Here is a 15,738-nt window from a genome sequence, read left to right on the forward strand (position 1 = left end):
ATACGTGTGCTCAGGCACCGGCGCCGAGGAACATCCAACGCTGGGCCAACTGAGCGATGCGTATGACGCAAAGCGCCGTTGCGCGGTTTGGCAATACCGCCGCGTGCGTCTCTTCTCTACCCTCGGCGATACGAATCCCTTGCGGGTTCACGGACGAATGAAGGGTGATGTCATGCAAGCCAGGCAGCTAGGAGTGGGCGCTGCAGTTCTCGCCTTGGCCGGTGGAATATGCGCGGTGCTGCTGATGTGGCGCCCGGCGATCGCACCGGCCGAACCGCCACGGCACTTCGATCCCGTTCAGGTAAAACAGGGCGCGCGGGTAGCCGAAGCCGGCGACTGCGCAGTCTGCCATACACGTCCCGGCGGCCAATACCTGGCGGGTGGATTGGCTCTGGTAACACCGTTCGGCACGCTCTACAGCACCAATATCACACCGGACGCCGAGACCGGTATTGGCCAATGGTCATTACCGGCCTTTGAGCGAGCCATGCGCGAAGGGGTCTCACGCGATGGGCACTTCTTGTATCCCGCCTTCCCCTACGTGCACTACCGCCGCCTGACTCAAGGGGATATCCAGGACGTCTATGCCTATTTGATGAGTGGCCCCGCCGTGCACTCGCCAGCCGTACCGAACCAGATGAAATTCCCGATGAACATCCGGCCATTGGTGTCGTTCTGGAATCTGCTGTTCCTGCATACCCAACCCTTGACGCCCGTGGCGCAGCAATCGGCAAGCTGGAACCGTGGCCGCTACCTGGTCGAAGGTCCAGGCCACTGCGCCGGCTGCCATTCTCCACTTGACCCGCTGGGCGCCGAGAAAACCGCTGAGCACCTTGCGGGAGGGCGGGTCGACGGATGGGACGCGCCTTCCCTGCTGGGCCTGGCCAACCGTGCCCCTGCCTGGAGCAGCGAGCAGTTGGTGAGCTATCTGCGCGCGGAAGTCGTGGCAGGCCATGGTACCGCGGCCGGGCCGATGCGCCCGGTCAGCCTGGGCCTGGCCAAGCTGCCCGCCGGCGACGCCGAAGCCATTGCCGAATACCTGCTGAGCCTCACGAGCGCCGCATCTCCCTCCCCCGCCCCAGCGGTCACACGCCCCATCGGGGCAGCCGAGCAGGCGTCTGGCGCCCTGTTGTTCGAAGGCGCCTGTGCGGGCTGCCATGGCCCGGCCGCGCCGATGCGCGAGATCGACGGGCGCCCCGCCCTGGGCCAGACCTCAGCGCTGCAGGCAGTGAGCGCGCGCAACTTTCTCAAGACGGTGCTCGAAGGCGTGCCGGCCACCCCAGGGCAACCCGGGCCGGCCATGCCACCGTTCGTTGCCAGCCTGGACAACAAGCAGATCGCGGCACTGGCTGCATTTCTTCGCGAGCAGGCGAAGCCGGGCCAGCCATGGACAGACCTTTCTTCCACCCTTCACGAGTTACGCCAGGAGGCGCAATGACCCAAATGACCCTCAACGTCAACGGCTCGCCCCACTCGCTGGAGCTCGCGCCCGACATGCCGTTGCTGTATGCGCTGCGCAATCATCTGGGGCTTAACGGCGCCAAGTACGGCTGCGGTCTGGGACAGTGCGGTGCCTGCACTGTGCTGGTGGATGACCAGCCGGTATTTTCCTGCCTGACCCCCTGCACGGGCCTGGAGGGCAAGGCCATCCGCACGGTCGAGAGCCTGGGCACGGCAGAGCGTCCAGGCCCTTTGCAAAAGGCCTTTATCGAGACCCAGGCCGCGCAATGCGGTTACTGCATCGCCGGCATGCTGATGCGCGCCCAGGCGTTGCTTGAGCACACTCCCCATCCAGACGAAGACACCATTCGCGAGCATATGGCGAGCAACCTGTGCCGCTGCGGAACCCACTTGCGGATCGTCGAGGCCATCAGCCGTGTCGCCAGGCAAGACAGGAGCGCCGTATGACCCTTCAGCCTGAGGTTGATCAGGGGCGCCGCGCTTTTCTGCGCGCAGGCGCGCTGGTCCTGACATTCACCCTTTTACCGGCAGCGCGGCATGCACTGGCCGACAGCGAAGTCGATACGCTCGGCACGGTGGTGCTGGCACCCGATCTTCCTGGAAGCCTGCGCACCAATCCCTACCTCGATGCCTGGATCCGCGTCGATGCCGAGGGCATCACCGTCTACACCGGCAAGGTTGAATTGGGGACAGGCGTGAAAACCGCACTCCTGCAGATTGCCGCCGAACGCCTGGATATCTCACCCTCCGCGATCCGTCTGCTCACTGCGGATACCGCCCTGACGCCCGACGAAGGCTACACCGCCGGCAGCCACAGTATTTTCGACAGCGGCACAGCCTTGTTCAATGCGGCGGCTCAGGTTCGCGAGTTGCTGTTGGAGTCGGCGGCACGCCGCTGGAAAGTCGAAGCCGCCTTGCTGACCACTCAGGAGGGCATCATCCAGGGCCCAAACGGGCAACGGATGACCTATGCCGAAGCCGTCAAGGGCGTTGACCTGCACCACTATGCGAAGGCGCAATCACCCTCGATGCCGGCGTCCGCGTTCAAGCTGATCGGCCATTCTCTTGCACGCCTGGATATCCCGGCCAAGGTCAGTGGTGGCGCAGCGTTCGTCCAGGATCTGCGCTTGCCCGGCATGCTCCATGCCCGCGTCATCCGTCCACCACGGCCTGGTTGCCTGCTCGAAGCGTTCGATACCGAGTCAGTCAAAAACCTGCCCGGCGTCGTACAGGTGGTGCGCGACGGCAACTACCTGGCTGTGGTGGCCAAAGATGAATGGCAAGCGATCAAAGCGATGCGCAGCGGGTATGCGCTGGCCCGCTGGAGCGGTGCAGAGGCGATTCCCGACGCGGATGACATCCACTCGTTGCTGACCCGCCTGCCCGCCCATCGCTATCCCATCAGCCATGAAGGCAACCCGGCCGCCGTAGCCGGCGCGAGTTATCACGCGCGCGTCACCAAGCAGTACCTCATGCACGGGTCCATTGGCCCGTCCTGCGCCGTGGCCTGGTTCAAGGATGGCATGCTCACCGTGTGGACCCACACGCAAGGTGTCTACCCTCTTCGCACCGGGATCGCCGAGATGCTGGGGCTGGCACCGGCGCAGGTGCGCTGCATCCATGTCGAGGGGTCCGGCTGTTACGGCCACAATGGCGCGGACGACGCGGCGGCCGACGCCGCGCTGATTGCAATGCGCGTCGCCGGCACGCCTGTGCGCGTGCAATGGATGCGCGAGCAGGAAAACCTCTGGGAGCCCTACAGCAGTGCCATGCTCACCGAGGTCCGGGCCACCCTCGATGCACAGGGCAAATTGCAGGACTGGGCCTATGAACTGTGGACCACGCCACACAACGAACGCATCGTAAATGCCGGCAGACTGATCCCCGCTCGGTTGTTGGCCCGTCCGTTCGTCTCCGCGCCGTCGGTTCCAATCGCCCAGCCCGAAGGGGATGGCGATCGGAATGCGGTGCCGCTGTACACCCTGGCCTCTACGCGCATCGACATGAACTTCGTGACCACAATGCCGTTTCGCACATCCGCCATGCGTTCGCTGGGGGCCCACATCAATATCTTCGCCATCGAAGCCTGCATCGATGAACTGGCCATCCAGGCCGGCACCGATCCGGTTGCCTTGCGCCTTGCCCATCTGGCAGACCCGCGAGCCCGTGCGGTAGTCGAACGCGTCCGGGATGCCAGCGGCTGGCCGCATAAAGGCAATCAACCGGGCTCCGGCATTGGCTTCGCGTTTGCCCGCTACAAAAACATCATGGGCTACTGCGCACTCGCCGTGCGTTTGCACGTGCATCCGCAAACCGGCGAGATTCAGCTCGACCAAGTAATAACCGCCGTGGACGTGGGGCAAATCGTCAACCCCGACGGCCTGCGCAACCAGGTGGAGGGAGGCATCGTGCAGTCCGCCAGCTGGACCTTGTATGAAAAAGTCGACTACGACCCGGGCGGAGTCCGCAGCTACGACTGGAGCGGTTACCCGATCCTGCGCTTTCCTCAGTTACCCAAGCAGGTCGACGTACATTTGCTCGATCAACCGGGGCAACCTTTTCTTGGCGCAGCCGAGATCGTCCAGGGCCCCATGGCCGCCGCCATCGGCAACGCCGTTGCGAACGCCACCGGCCGCCGCTGGCTGAACCTGCCCCTGACCCGCTCAGTGCAGCAGGCATAGCCCCAAGCCCCCTTCAACGCATTGCGTTTGACGCAAAGGAACTACCCATGACTCAGCACCTGTTTCAACCTATCGCCGTTGGCCCCTACACACTGGCTCATCGTGTGGCCATGGCCCCTCTGACCCGCTCCCGAGCCGGCCAGCCGGGCGATCTCCCGACCGCCCTGAACGCCGAGTATTACCGGCAACGCGCCGGTGCCGCCTTGATCATTACCGAAGCCACGCAGATTTCTCGTCAAGGTCAGGGCTACGCCTGGACCCCGGGGATTTACAGTGATGAACAGGTGCAAGGCTGGCGCCAGGTGAGTACACAGGTGCACGAAGCCGGGGGACTGATCTTCATGCAACTGTGGCATGTGGGGCGTGTTTCCCATCCCAGCTTCCAACCCGATAACGCCCTGCCGGTTGCCCCCAGCGCACTGCCGGTGCCAGGCAAGACATTCATCGTGGATGACGATGGCAACGGCGTCTGGGGGGATGTACCCGTACCACGCGCCCTGGAAACTGCAGAGATTGTGCAGATCATCGAGGATTACCGTCGCGCCGCGCGCAACGCCTTGAAAGCCGGCATGGACGGCATTGAAATCCACGCGGGCAACGGTTATCTGCTCGACCAGTTCATCAATAGCAACAGCAACCAGCGTGAAGACGCCTACGGCGGCAGTGTGGAAAATCGCGCGCGCCTGTTGTTGCAAGTCGTCGAGGCGGTTGCCGATGAGGTCGGGGCGGAGCGCGTAGGTGTACGGCTGACACCGATGGGCCGCTTCATGGGCATGGGCGATGCGACTCCCGAAGCCACATTCGGCCATATCGTCAGCGCCCTGAACCGCTGGCCGCTGGCCTACCTGCACCTTGTGGAACCTGCCGTGGTCGGCACCGTCAAGGACGAGCATTTCGATCCACGCTGGGACGCAATCATCGGCCAACTTCGTACGCAATGGAAAGGCGTGCTGATGGTGGCCGGTGGTTACGATCCGAAAACCGCAGAACGTGCCCTGGCCGCCAACCGTGCTGACATCATTGCCTTCGGAAGGCCGTTCCTGGCCAACCCTGACTTGCCGCGGCGCATCCGGGAGGGACTGGCGCTCAACGCGTCAGACCCCAGTACCTTCTTTGGTGGCGACCAGCGCGGATACACTGATTACCCTGCTCATCCATAAGCCTCAACCCGCGCCGCATTTAACGTCCGGTAATCGAACGAGTTCCCACTTTTGCCGCTTAAGTTCCTGAAGCGGCGGCGGATAGCTCGGTCACTATTATCCAGTCGTTCACGGAGTGGCCTCATGCTCGCCCATCTGAAAATTCGCACCGGTATGTTCGGGGTGCTCCTGCTGTTCGTCATTGCACTGCTGTTCTCGGCCCTGAACGGTTGGTGGTCGGCCGAACGCAGTCACGACCAGATTGACGAGTTGGGGCGCACTTCACGCCAAATCGACGGGATCAACAACGCATTGCTACTGGCCATTCGCACCAGCGCCAATGTGTCCTCGGCGTTTATCGAGACCGTCGGCGCACGCTTTGATGAGTCGCAGGCACGGCTGGTTCGCAGCGAGGCTATCTGGAGCGAGGCCATCGCCAAGCTCGATGCCTCGACCACAGACTTGCGTGAGCCGGCGCTGAAAGCGCTCGCCGACACTCTCAAAGAGGCATTCGCCGAATACGGGACGGCCATCGCCGGCCAGCGCGCCGCCACTCGTGCGCATTCGGCCGATCAGTATTTCCAGGTCAATATTGCTGCAGGCAATAGCATGACCAAGCTGCAGGAAATCCGCGTGAAGCTGGTCGACGCTTTGAATGCCCGCGCCCAAGAGATCAACACGCAAGCGGCTGCACGGCTGAAGACCGCGCAAACGCTGGCTATCGCCCTGACCCTGTCGACCCTGGCACTCGCGCTCGTCTGCTGGACATTCATTGCCGGCAGGGTCCTGCGGCCATTGCGCGAGGCCGGCGAGCACTTCAAACGCATTGCCGGGGGCGACTTGACCTGTGAGGTCGTCTCGCCTGGTCGCAACGAAATCGGCGAGCTGTTCGTTGAACTCCAACGCATGCAGACCCGCCAGCGCGAAACACTGATCCAGATCGCTGACTCCGCCACGCAGTTGGCCTCAGCCGCTGAACAACTCAATGCCGTCACCGAAGAAAGCAACCGTGGCCTGCAACAGCAGGACATGCAACTGGAACAGGCAGCGACAGCCGTCAACCAGATGACCAGCGCGGTCGAAGAAGTGGCGCGCAACGCAGTGTCTACCTCGCAAGCGGCCACCGCCTCCCATACGCTGTCGGAAAGAAGCCGCCAGCAAGTACGCGAGAACATCAGCGGCACGCAATCGATGGCCACCGAGATTCAGGGCAGCGCAACGCATATCCAGCACCTCGCCGATGAAGTGCGCAACATCGGCAAGGTATTGGACGTGATCCGCTCGGTCTCGGAGCAGACCAACCTGCTGGCCCTCAATGCGGCCATCGAAGCGGCCCGCGCAGGTGAAGCAGGCCGAGGGTTTGCCGTCGTGGCCGACGAGGTGCGCACCCTCGCCTACCGTACCCAGACATCGACCCGCGAGATCGAACAGATGATTGCGAACGTGCAAAGCACGGCCGAACAGGCGGTGGGTTCGATGCGCAGCAGCACGGCGCGGGCGCAAGACACACTGGGTATCAGCCAGGCGTCGGGGGCCGTGCTGGAAGATATTTTCGCGGCCATCAGCCAGATCAATGAGCGCAACCTGGTGATTGCCAGTGCAGCCGAAGAGCAGGCTCAGGTTGCCCGTGAGGTGGACAGCAATTTGCTGGCGATCCGCGACCTGTCGGCGCAGTCTGCGGCAGGTGCCTTGCAGACCCGCGCAGCCAGCCAGGCGCTAGCAACGCTGGCCGCGGGGTTGAGCACGCTGGTGGGACGCTTTCGAACCTGACGTTGCCAGGGCTGCGTCAACTCAAGAATTCCAACCCGCGCTCGTCAATCACCGGCACGGTTTCCAGCAAATAACGCTTGAAGCTCTCCAGCGCGGCGTTGTGATTGCTGCGTGCGGGCCATACCAGGTAGTAGCTGTCACCGGTACTGACCGCCTTGTTGTAGGGCAGTACCAGTGAGCCCTTGACCAATTCGTCACCGACCAGCGCCAGGTCACCGATGGAAACGCCGCGCCCCTGGATCGCGGCGGAGATACCCAGCTCCAGGGTGTCGAAAATTTTGCCTTTCTGCCAGGAAACCGCCGACATCAAGCCCACACGCTCCAGCCAGCGTTGCCAATCGCGCCGGTCCCGGGACGGGTGGATCAATTCCGCGGAGAATATCCCCTCACCGCTCAGGTTGTGCTGCTCCAGCAGGCTCGGCGAGCAGACCGGTATCAGCCATTCATCAAACAGCTTGATAAACTCAAGGTCATCGGAAAAACGCCCGTTGCCCAACAACACGGCACAGTCGAACGGCTCGACATCGAAGTTGACGAAATCGACGTCCATCCACTCGCTGGACAATTGCGCCTGCTCTATACCGTTCACGGCATTGAACTCATCCAGCACATGCAGCAACCAGCGCATTGTCAAGGTGGAAGGCGCCTTGACCCTCAGGGTTTTCTCCTTGCGGCTGGTGACGGTGCAGGCATTTTCGATCAGGCGAAAGCCGACTTTCAATTCTTGGGCCAACAATCGTCCGGTCTGGGTGAGGAAAATTTTCGGCCCTTTGCGCTCGAACAATGCGCAGCCAAAATGCTCCTCCAAGGCCTTGACGTGCCGGCTTACGGCGCTTTGGGTGATAAAGAGGGTGTCGGCAGCCTGGGTAAAAGAACTGAAACGCGCAGCCAATTCGAAGGCCCGCAATGCGTAGAGCGGCGGCAGCCGGCGCGCGCCCTGATCAAGCGCATCATGATTCATACTCATCCTTACCCATCATTTTTTTCCGTTTTTAAATACCGTGCGATTGACAAATAATCAACCGTACAAATAAGCGACAGACTTATTAGTCATTTCAAGCGCAACCGAACCCTATAAAAAATCCAATCATGCTTGGCATGCGCCTAACCTCTGCGGCCTTTAATAGTTTTTAAACACACAGCAGATCCTTCACCATGCCTAATTTCAATCAACTCCTGTCTTCCAGTATCCAGCAAGCGAAACTCGACCAGGCGACCGAATCCGATATATTGAATTTTCGTTTATTTGGTAATAAAAAAGGCTTCCTGCATTTAAAAGACCTGCCCATCGGCACAATTCCGCCAACACCGAGCGACCGTGCCAGCCTGCACAAAGAGTGCACGATCAGTGAGCAAATCATTCTGAAAGCCACGGCCATGCTGGGCGATCCAATTGGTTATATCCAGGAATCCAACGGCGATATCATCAATAACTTTTTCCCGCATAAAAAGTACTCCAAGGGTGCCAACTCGGACAGCTACGACTGCGAGTTGGAACTGCATACCGAAAATGCCTTTCATGCCGTGTCTCCGGATTATCTGGTGCTTTTCTGCCTGCGCCAGGACCCCGGCGCCGAGGCCGCGACCTTCATCAGCTCCATCGATGGCATTCGCGACATTATTACCCCGCATGACCTGAATTATTTCCATGAAGAAAAATACAACTTTCTGTCGGACTACTGCGCCACAGAAAAAAACTGCCGCATTGATATAAACCAAAAACAAACGGTTCTTTACGGTGACCCCGAGTCGCCCTATTTCCGCTTTGACCCTCAATTCATGGTGGCCAGCAGCAAGCACGCGCAACTCAAGCTTGAACTCCTGCGCAAGGCCGCCTGGGAAGTCGCCCACCCGGTGCACCTCAAGGCCGGTGACCTGTTGATTATCGACAACCGTAAAACCGCGCATGCCCGCAGTGCGTTCTCGGCTGGCCTGGACGGCCGCGATCGCTGGATCCAACGCACGTTCGCGGTCGCCGGCTATCGCTACTACGCGCAACGCCTGGGCAAAAACCAACGTGTCCTGGACCTGGTAACCACCCTATGAGCATGCTGCACCTGACCTTTGCCCTGGCCGTGTTTTTCCTGATTGCCTCGCCCGGTCCGGTGGTGGCCCTGGTCATCTCCGATGCCAGGCAAGCCTGGCCTGCGGCCACGATCACAGGCGGCGTGGTGTCCGCCCAACTCTTGCTGCTGATCACCCTGACGCTCATCTATACCGCGCTGGATGTGAGCCCGGTGCTGCTGAACTGGGGCCAAGTGGTCGGCGGGCTGTATCTGGCCTGGCTGGGGGTGTCCAGCCTCCTGGCCAGTTCGGACAGCGTTGCCACGGTGCAAAAAAGCCAGCGTCATTTTTTCTGGCGCGCCCTGAAAGTGGGGTTGTCCAACCCGAAAGACATCCTGTTTTTCCTCGCTTTCCTGCCTGGGTTCATCGAACCCAATGGCGACTTCATTAAACAGGGACTGATCCTCGCCCTGATCTGGGGGGTGATCGATATCACCATCCTGCTGATCTATGGCGCCATCTCGCGCCAGATGCTGTCCTTCGCGGTGGCCCAGAAAGTCATGGCCAAGGCCCCCAGTGTATTTCTGCTGGGGATCGGCCTGCTGTCCGGAGTGATGGGCACACAGCGGCTGATGCAGGGATGAAAACGTGCAACGCCAAATAATATCATTAAGCCATCATTCAAAAATGATGCTAGGTCACCGTTTAAAAACATGCAACCAAAGCTCGGGCTTTCTTGCCGCTTTACCCCGTGAGGCTTGCGCTTCAACCGACCCAACCGCTGTGACAGTCATCAACCGAAACATGACGGTGAAATAATGAACGCTCAAACACTGTTTCCTCTCATCGGTAAAGTCATCGCCAGTACGGGCAGCCGCCACTTCTCGCGATTTCTGCATGATCTGGTACTCACCAAGGTGCCCGTGGATGCCACGCACATCACCCATGTGCGCATCGATGGCGCTGACGGCGCGCGCGTAGAGCCCACCGGGGCCGGCGCGGAGATCCTGAGCCCGGAGCACATGTCTTCGTTGATCAAGTCCGCTCAACCCAGAACACCTGAATCACCGACCGCCCTACAGGTGGCAAAGCCCGTCCTCGCGCAATCCGTGGCGAGCTTTTCAGCGTCGGCCGGCGCGCCTTCAAAACCGGCGTTGACGCCCATTCCCTTCAGCTCCCAGCTGCATCTCAAATCCCGGAAAAAAGAATACTTTTATATAATTTCGTTCTACCGCGAACACATCGATGACTTCTCGATGCAGGAGCAGATAATCCTCAAGGATTTCTCCTTGCTCCTGCTGGCGTTGGTAGAGAAGCACATTAATGCGATAAATTCTCAAGGCATGCCGGACAAAAATATCGCCGTTGATGGGCTTGTCCCACAAAACCGGGACATGGATTCCCTGCGCCAGCGTTTTGAGGCTCGCCTGGTGCAATCTGGCTTGAGGCTGTCCAACCGCGAAAAGGAAATCTGCGCCGGCCTGCTGGCGGGGCGTACCGCGCCTGAGCTGGCTGAAGCGCTGGAGCTCAAAGTCAATACCGTGGAAAGCTACTTGAAACGCGCGGTGATCAAGATGGGCATCAGCGGGCGCCATTCGCTGATCCGTTGGATGCATGCCAATCCCGGTAACCCGACGGTGACACGCCTGCAATAAAAAACACCCTGTTTATTCATTTAACAGCAGAATCACTGACACTTTCTTCGTGCAACCACGCACAACTTTCACGGTTCAAGCGCAGGCGCGGGTTATTACTCTTATTGTCACCTGATTGACAGAGATTCCGGGGACATCCCGCGCCTGAACCGATAGCGGCCGTTGCCGCCTTCCTTCAAACTAAACCGGGTCATAAGTTAACTTGACAGTGCTCACTTTACAGGCTGTTCGGCTAACTTTACGGCTGCGTTTATTTTTCCAGCAACAAACGTCATACGGTCATATAACCGGCCCACCGTTTACTGCCTTGAATAACGCTCGTTATTAACGACACGCCGTCTCTTGTTCCATCAACTATCCAGCGCTGCGCTTTGCCGCAGCCGATGAGTGCATGATTATGGAAGAGCTAAGTTATCTGAAGAAAGTCGAATCGAATGCACGCACCTATGCCGCCACGTTCCAGCGCCTGTTCGTCAGCGGCAAAGGCGTGTGGGTCAAGGATGCCCAAGGCAAGGAATACCTCGACTGCCTGGCCAACGCCGGAACCCTGGCCTTGGGGCATAATCCGCCCGTCGTCAAAGAAGCGGTGCTGGATTTCCTCGGCACCGACCAACTGCAACAAGCCTTGGACTTGGCCACACCCGCCAAGCAGGCGTTTGTACAGGAACTGTTTTCCCAATTGCCGGCCGCCATGCGTGACTCCAGCAAGATTCTGTTCTGCGGCCCCAGCGGCTCGGATGCGGTGGAAGCCGCGATCAAACTGGCGCGTCATTACACCAAACGCTCGGCGCTGATGGCCTTTCACGGCGGCTATCACGGTATGACCGCCGGCGCCCTGTCGGCCATGGGCAATCTCAACCCCAAAAACATCCCAAGCGTCACCGCGCAAAACACCCACTTCCTGCCCTTCCCGTATCGCTTCCGCTGCCCGTTCGGCACCGATGGCGAGCAGACGGACCAACTGTCAATCGACTACATCCGCACCGTACTTTGCGACCCGGAAGGTGGCGTCACCCGCCCCGCCGCCGTGCTCGTCGAAGTGGTGCAAGGTGAAGGTGGCTGTATTCCCGCTTCCGCCCAGTGGCTGCGTGGGTTACGCGAGATCACCCGCGAGTTGGGCATTGTGCTGATCATCGACGAAGTGCAGACCGGCCTGGGCCGTACCGGCAGCACCTTTGCCATCGAACATGCCGGTATCGTGCCCGACATCCTGGTGCTGTCCAAGGCGATCGGCGGCGGCTACCCGCTGTCGGTGATTGTCTACGCCGAACACCTCGACACCTGGGGCCCGGGCATGCACGCCGGCACCTTCCGCGGCAATCAGATCGCCATGGTCGCCGGGCGCGCCACCATGCGCCATATCCGCCAGGCCAGCCTGGTTGAAAATGCCACGGCACGTGGCGCGCAACTGCTGGCCGGCCTGCAGGAGATCGCCGGGCGATATGACCCGATCGCCGATGTACGCGGTCGTGGCCTGATGATCGGGGTCGAGGTCACCAAGTCACGCGTGGACGGTCGGGTGGGCCTGGGTGATGGCACCCTGGCGCGGGCGATCAAGCTCAATTGTTTCGATAACGGCCTGATTATCGAAACCGGCGGTCGTCACGGTTCGGTCCTGCGCTTCCTGCCCGCCCTGACCATCACCGAAGCCCAGGTAGGCAGCGTGCTCGAGCGTTTCGAAGACGCCGTCAGCACCGCCACCGCGCACCGCTTGCACAGCGTTAGTCAGTCGGCCTGACCACCGGCCGCAAAAAAAAGCCCGCCAACCGTCACCGGTGGCGGGCTTTTTAACGGGTGCCTCAGTCCCGTGCGAGGGCTTCGATCGGGTCCAGTCGCGCCGCATTGCGGGCCGGTACAAAGCCGAAGATGATGCCAATCAGGCTTGAACACACGAACGCAGTGACAATCGACTCCAGGGAAAACACCATCTGCCATTCCTTGATCAGCAGGGAAAACACAAAGCCGATCCCGAACGACAACGAGATACCGATGACCCCACCGATCAGGCAGACCATCACCGCTTCCACCAGGAACTGTTGGCGAATATCCGACTGACGTGCCCCCACCGCCATGCGGATGCCGATTTCCCGTGTGCGCTCGGTCACCGACACCAGCATGATATTCATCACACCGATGCCGCCCACGACCAGGGAAATCAAGGCGATCAGCGACAGCAGCAACGCCAGCGACTGACTGGTCTTCTGCACCGTCTGCATGATGCTGTCGAGGTTGTAGGTGAAGAAGTCCTTGGTGCCGTGGCGCTGTTCCAGCAGTTTGACCACGTTGGCTTCCACCACCTTGCTCGGCTGCCCGTCCTTGATCCGCACCGTGATGCTATCCAGGTAACGCTGGCCCAACAGGCGGCCGGCTGCGGTTTCGTACGGCACCCAGACATTCAGGGCCTTGCTGGTGTTGAAGATGTTTTTATTCTCCGCCGCCACCCCGATCACCGTGCACGGCAAGTTCCCCACCAGGATGATCTGGCCCAGTGCCTCGACATTCGGGCCGAACAAACGGTTGCGGGTATTGTGGTCAATTACCACGACCTGAGCCTGGCGAGTGTCATCCTCCTGGCTGAAGGTGATGCCTTCGGCGATCTTGATCCCACGCACCTGGAACGAGCTGGCACTCACGCCGTTGACCGTGGCATCCACGTCGATATTGCCAAAGCGCAGCAGCAGGTTGCGCCCGGCGTTGGGGGTTGCGCTGTCGATGTAATGCAACTGGCTGAGCGCGGTCACATCGGACAGCACCAGGGTCTGGATGGCCGAGGCATGGCTGTCACCAAAGTCGGTGCCCGGGTAGATATCGATGGTGTTGCTGCCGATCGCCTGGATATCACTGAGGACGTAACGTTTGGCCCCTTCGCCGATCGCCACGATCGACACCACCGAGGTGATGCCGATCACGATCCCCAGCATGGTCAACAACGTGCGCATGCGGTGCGAAATCAACGCGATCCAGGCCATCACGAAGGCTTCCTTGAACAGCCCCAGGCTCGCCACCAGGCGCCGCCCCGGGCTGGCCTTGAGCTGGGTGGCCGCCGGCGCTGCCGCCTCGACCCCGACGCGTTCATTGGCCCGATCACTGAGTACCTCGCCGTCGCGCATCTCGATGATACGTTCGGCATTCGCCGCGACCTTCGCATCGTGGGTCACGATAATCACCGTATGCCCCGCCGCGTGCAGCTCCAGCAAGATGTTCATCACTTCCTTGCCGCTGGCGGTGTCGAGGGCGCCGGTCGGTTCGTCGGCCAGAATCACCTCACCGCCGTTCATCAAGGCCCGCGCAATACTCACCCGTTGCTGCTGGCCACCGGACAACTGGCTGGGACGGTTGACCAGGTGATTGGCCAGGCCCAGGCGCGCCAGCAGTTCCTTGGCACGGCTGTGGCGCTGGGCTTCCGTGACGCCGGCGTAGATCGACGGCATCTCGACGTTGTGCATGGCGCTCAAGTGCGGCAGCAGGTGGTAACGCTGGAAGATGAAACCGAAGTGATCACGGCGCAGTTCCGCCAGTTCATGGTCTTCCAGGTCGCGGGTTTCACGGCCGTTGATGGTGTAGCTGCCCTCAGTGGCGTAGTCCAGGCAACCCAGGATATTCATCAATGTCGACTTGCCCGACCCCGAGGCGCCGGTGATTGCCACCATTTCCCCGGCGTTGATCGTCAAGTTGACATTCTTGAGGGCCATGAAGGCCTTCTCACCGGCCACAAAACTGCGGCTGATGCCTTTGAGCTCCAACAAGGCTTGAGTCATTGTCAGACCCCCGCCACGGCAGGCGCAGGATCACCGATGACGACTTTGTCGCCTTCTGCCAGGCCATCCTTGATCTGTGCCTTGACGTTGTTATTGATCCCCACCTGCACGTTGCGCTCCTGGGCGTGACCGGTCTCGTCGACCACCCGCACCACGTACGAACCGTCCCCATTGCGCTTGCCCAGTGCCGCCACCGGCACCATCAGCACATCCTTGGCAATGTCACGCACGATGCGCACTTGGGCGGTCATCGAAATACGCAGGCGATGTTCCGGGTTGGGCACATCGAACAAGGCGTTGTAGAACACCGCCGTGTTCTGCTTGGGGGTGCCCGCGGCCTGGGTGTCCAGGTAGTTCTGCGGTGCGGGTTCGGTGCCGCGCAGTTTGGCGTAGTAGCGTTTGTCGGCTTCGCCCAGGATGGTGAAGTACACCTCCTGGCCCGGCCGGATATGAATCACATCGGCTTCCGACACCTGGGCCTTGATGGTCATGGTGTCCAGATCGGCCAGTTTCAGCAGCACCGGCGCCAGTTGCTCGGCGATCACGGTCTGGCCTTCCTGGGTGACGATGCCGACCACATCACCGTCAATCGGCGCGACGATACGGGTGTAGCCCAGGTTGACCTTGGCGGTGTCGATCTGGATACGCGCATTTTTCAGTTGGGCATCCAGGGCGACCAGATTGGCGCTCTGTACCAGATAGTTGGATTCGGCGGTCTCGAAATCCTGCCGGGAAATAGCCGCGTCCGATTGCAGCTGGGTGTAACGCTCCCAGACCGATTTGGTCTGGGCAACCTGCGCCGCCGTCGCCTTGCGCTGGGCCTCCAGATTTTCTTCATTGACCTGGGCCTGGCGCAGGGTGTTCTGCAGCACCAAGGGGTCGATTTCCGCCAACCACTCGCCCTTCTTGACCTTATCGCCAAGCTTGACCTTCAGTGATTTCAACTGGCCGGAGACTTGCGCGCCGACATCGACCTGCTTGACCCCCTGCAAAATCCCGGTGGCCAGCACTGAGTTCTCGATCTCGCCGCGCTCGACCTTGGCAGTCAGATATTCGGGTGGCTCGGCGGGTGATTGCACCGAATAGACAATCATCCCAGCCACGACCGCCAGCCCCACGCCCCAAAAAACCTTGCGAAACTTCGACTTTTCCATAGATGACCACTAATACGTTGAAAGGTAGACCCGACCGGTGGCCGGGTTCGCACTAAATTGCGTGAATGTTCGCTTCAGGTTAGGGCGCAAGCGCCCGTGCCGACTCCCCCTCTGTC

The 15,738-nt window shown here is 60.6% G+C and carries 12 protein-coding genes; 9 read left to right on the plus strand and 3 right to left on the minus strand.

All coding sequences use genetic code 11. The features are described 5' to 3' along the window. Window positions 1-193 precede the first annotated feature (193 nt). The 5 genes from ACQRBV_RS25205 to ACQRBV_RS25225 all read left to right on the plus strand — a co-directional run bounded on the left by ACQRBV_RS25205 (window position 194) and on the right by ACQRBV_RS25225 (window position 7,051). The gene (locus ACQRBV_RS25205) at window positions 194-1,438 is read left to right on the plus strand and encodes a c-type cytochrome (RefSeq protein WP_411984682.1); all 1,245 of its coding nucleotides are present in this window, start codon (window positions 194-196) and stop codon (window positions 1,436-1,438) included. After that, entirely contained in the window at window positions 1,435-1,908 is a 474-nt protein-coding gene (locus tag ACQRBV_RS25210) for a (2Fe-2S)-binding protein (RefSeq protein ID WP_060756398.1), read from the plus strand. Before ACQRBV_RS25205 ends, ACQRBV_RS25210 begins: the two co-directional genes overlap by 4 nt. Next, a complete protein-coding gene (locus ACQRBV_RS25215; protein ID WP_411984683.1) occupies window positions 1,905-4,142 on the plus strand; it encodes a xanthine dehydrogenase family protein molybdopterin-binding subunit in 2,238 nt (745 codons plus the stop codon). The genes ACQRBV_RS25210 and ACQRBV_RS25215 overlap by 4 nt, the downstream gene beginning before the upstream one ends. A 47-nt stretch (window positions 4,143-4,189) precedes the next feature. Continuing rightward, entirely contained in the window at window positions 4,190-5,302 is a 1,113-nt protein-coding gene (locus ACQRBV_RS25220) for an alkene reductase (protein ID WP_411984684.1), read from the plus strand. A gap of 123 nt (window positions 5,303-5,425) precedes the next feature. Next, on the plus strand, window positions 5,426-7,051 hold the full coding sequence (locus ACQRBV_RS25225; protein WP_411984685.1) for a methyl-accepting chemotaxis protein: 1,626 nt from the start codon (window positions 5,426-5,428) through the stop codon (window positions 7,049-7,051). 16 nt (window positions 7,052-7,067) lie between these two features. Here ACQRBV_RS25225 and ACQRBV_RS25230 read toward each other — a convergent pair whose 3' ends face one another. Then, complete coding sequence (locus tag ACQRBV_RS25230; RefSeq protein WP_060756402.1) at window positions 7,068-8,018, minus strand: LysR substrate-binding domain-containing protein; 951 nt, start codon at window positions 8,016-8,018, stop codon at window positions 7,068-7,070. Between the two features lie 188 nt (window positions 8,019-8,206). On the opposite strand from ACQRBV_RS25230, the gene ACQRBV_RS25235 reads away from it, so the two are divergent. The 4 genes from ACQRBV_RS25235 (at window position 8,207) to ACQRBV_RS25250 (ending at window position 12,448) form a co-directional block, all read left to right on the plus strand. After that, window positions 8,207-9,097, plus strand: coding sequence for a TauD/TfdA family dioxygenase (locus ACQRBV_RS25235; protein WP_060756403.1), 891 nt, complete (start codon window positions 8,207-8,209; stop codon window positions 9,095-9,097). Continuing rightward, a complete protein-coding gene (locus tag ACQRBV_RS25240) occupies window positions 9,094-9,699 on the plus strand; it encodes a LysE family translocator (protein ID WP_060756404.1) in 606 nt (201 codons plus the stop codon). Before ACQRBV_RS25235 ends, ACQRBV_RS25240 begins: the two co-directional genes overlap by 4 nt. A 174-nt stretch (window positions 9,700-9,873) precedes the next feature. Further along, window positions 9,874-10,710: a helix-turn-helix transcriptional regulator gene (locus ACQRBV_RS25245; RefSeq protein WP_205345274.1), complete on the plus strand. Its 837-nt coding sequence runs from the start codon at window positions 9,874-9,876 to the stop codon at window positions 10,708-10,710. Between the two features lie 397 nt (window positions 10,711-11,107). Then, a complete protein-coding gene (locus tag ACQRBV_RS25250) occupies window positions 11,108-12,448 on the plus strand; it encodes a diaminobutyrate--2-oxoglutarate transaminase family protein (protein ID WP_411984686.1) in 1,341 nt (446 codons plus the stop codon). Between the two features lie 61 nt (window positions 12,449-12,509). Here the strand turns inward: ACQRBV_RS25250 and ACQRBV_RS25255 are convergent, their stop codons facing one another. Both ACQRBV_RS25255 and macA read right to left on the minus strand, forming a co-directional pair. Further along, window positions 12,510-14,468, minus strand: a complete 1,959-nt coding sequence (locus ACQRBV_RS25255) for a MacB family efflux pump subunit (RefSeq protein WP_411984687.1) — start codon at window positions 14,466-14,468, stop codon at window positions 12,510-12,512. Between the two features lie 2 nt (window positions 14,469-14,470). Beyond that, the gene (macA, locus tag ACQRBV_RS25260; RefSeq protein ID WP_411984688.1) at window positions 14,471-15,622 is read right to left on the minus strand and encodes a macrolide transporter subunit MacA; all 1,152 of its coding nucleotides are present in this window, start codon (window positions 15,620-15,622) and stop codon (window positions 14,471-14,473) included. Window positions 15,623-15,738: the final 116 nt, after the last annotated feature.

The organism is Pseudomonas sp. R11F, from assembly GCF_050312575.1.
GTDB classification, from domain to species: Bacteria; Pseudomonadota; Gammaproteobacteria; order Pseudomonadales; family Pseudomonadaceae; genus Aquipseudomonas; species Aquipseudomonas palleroniana.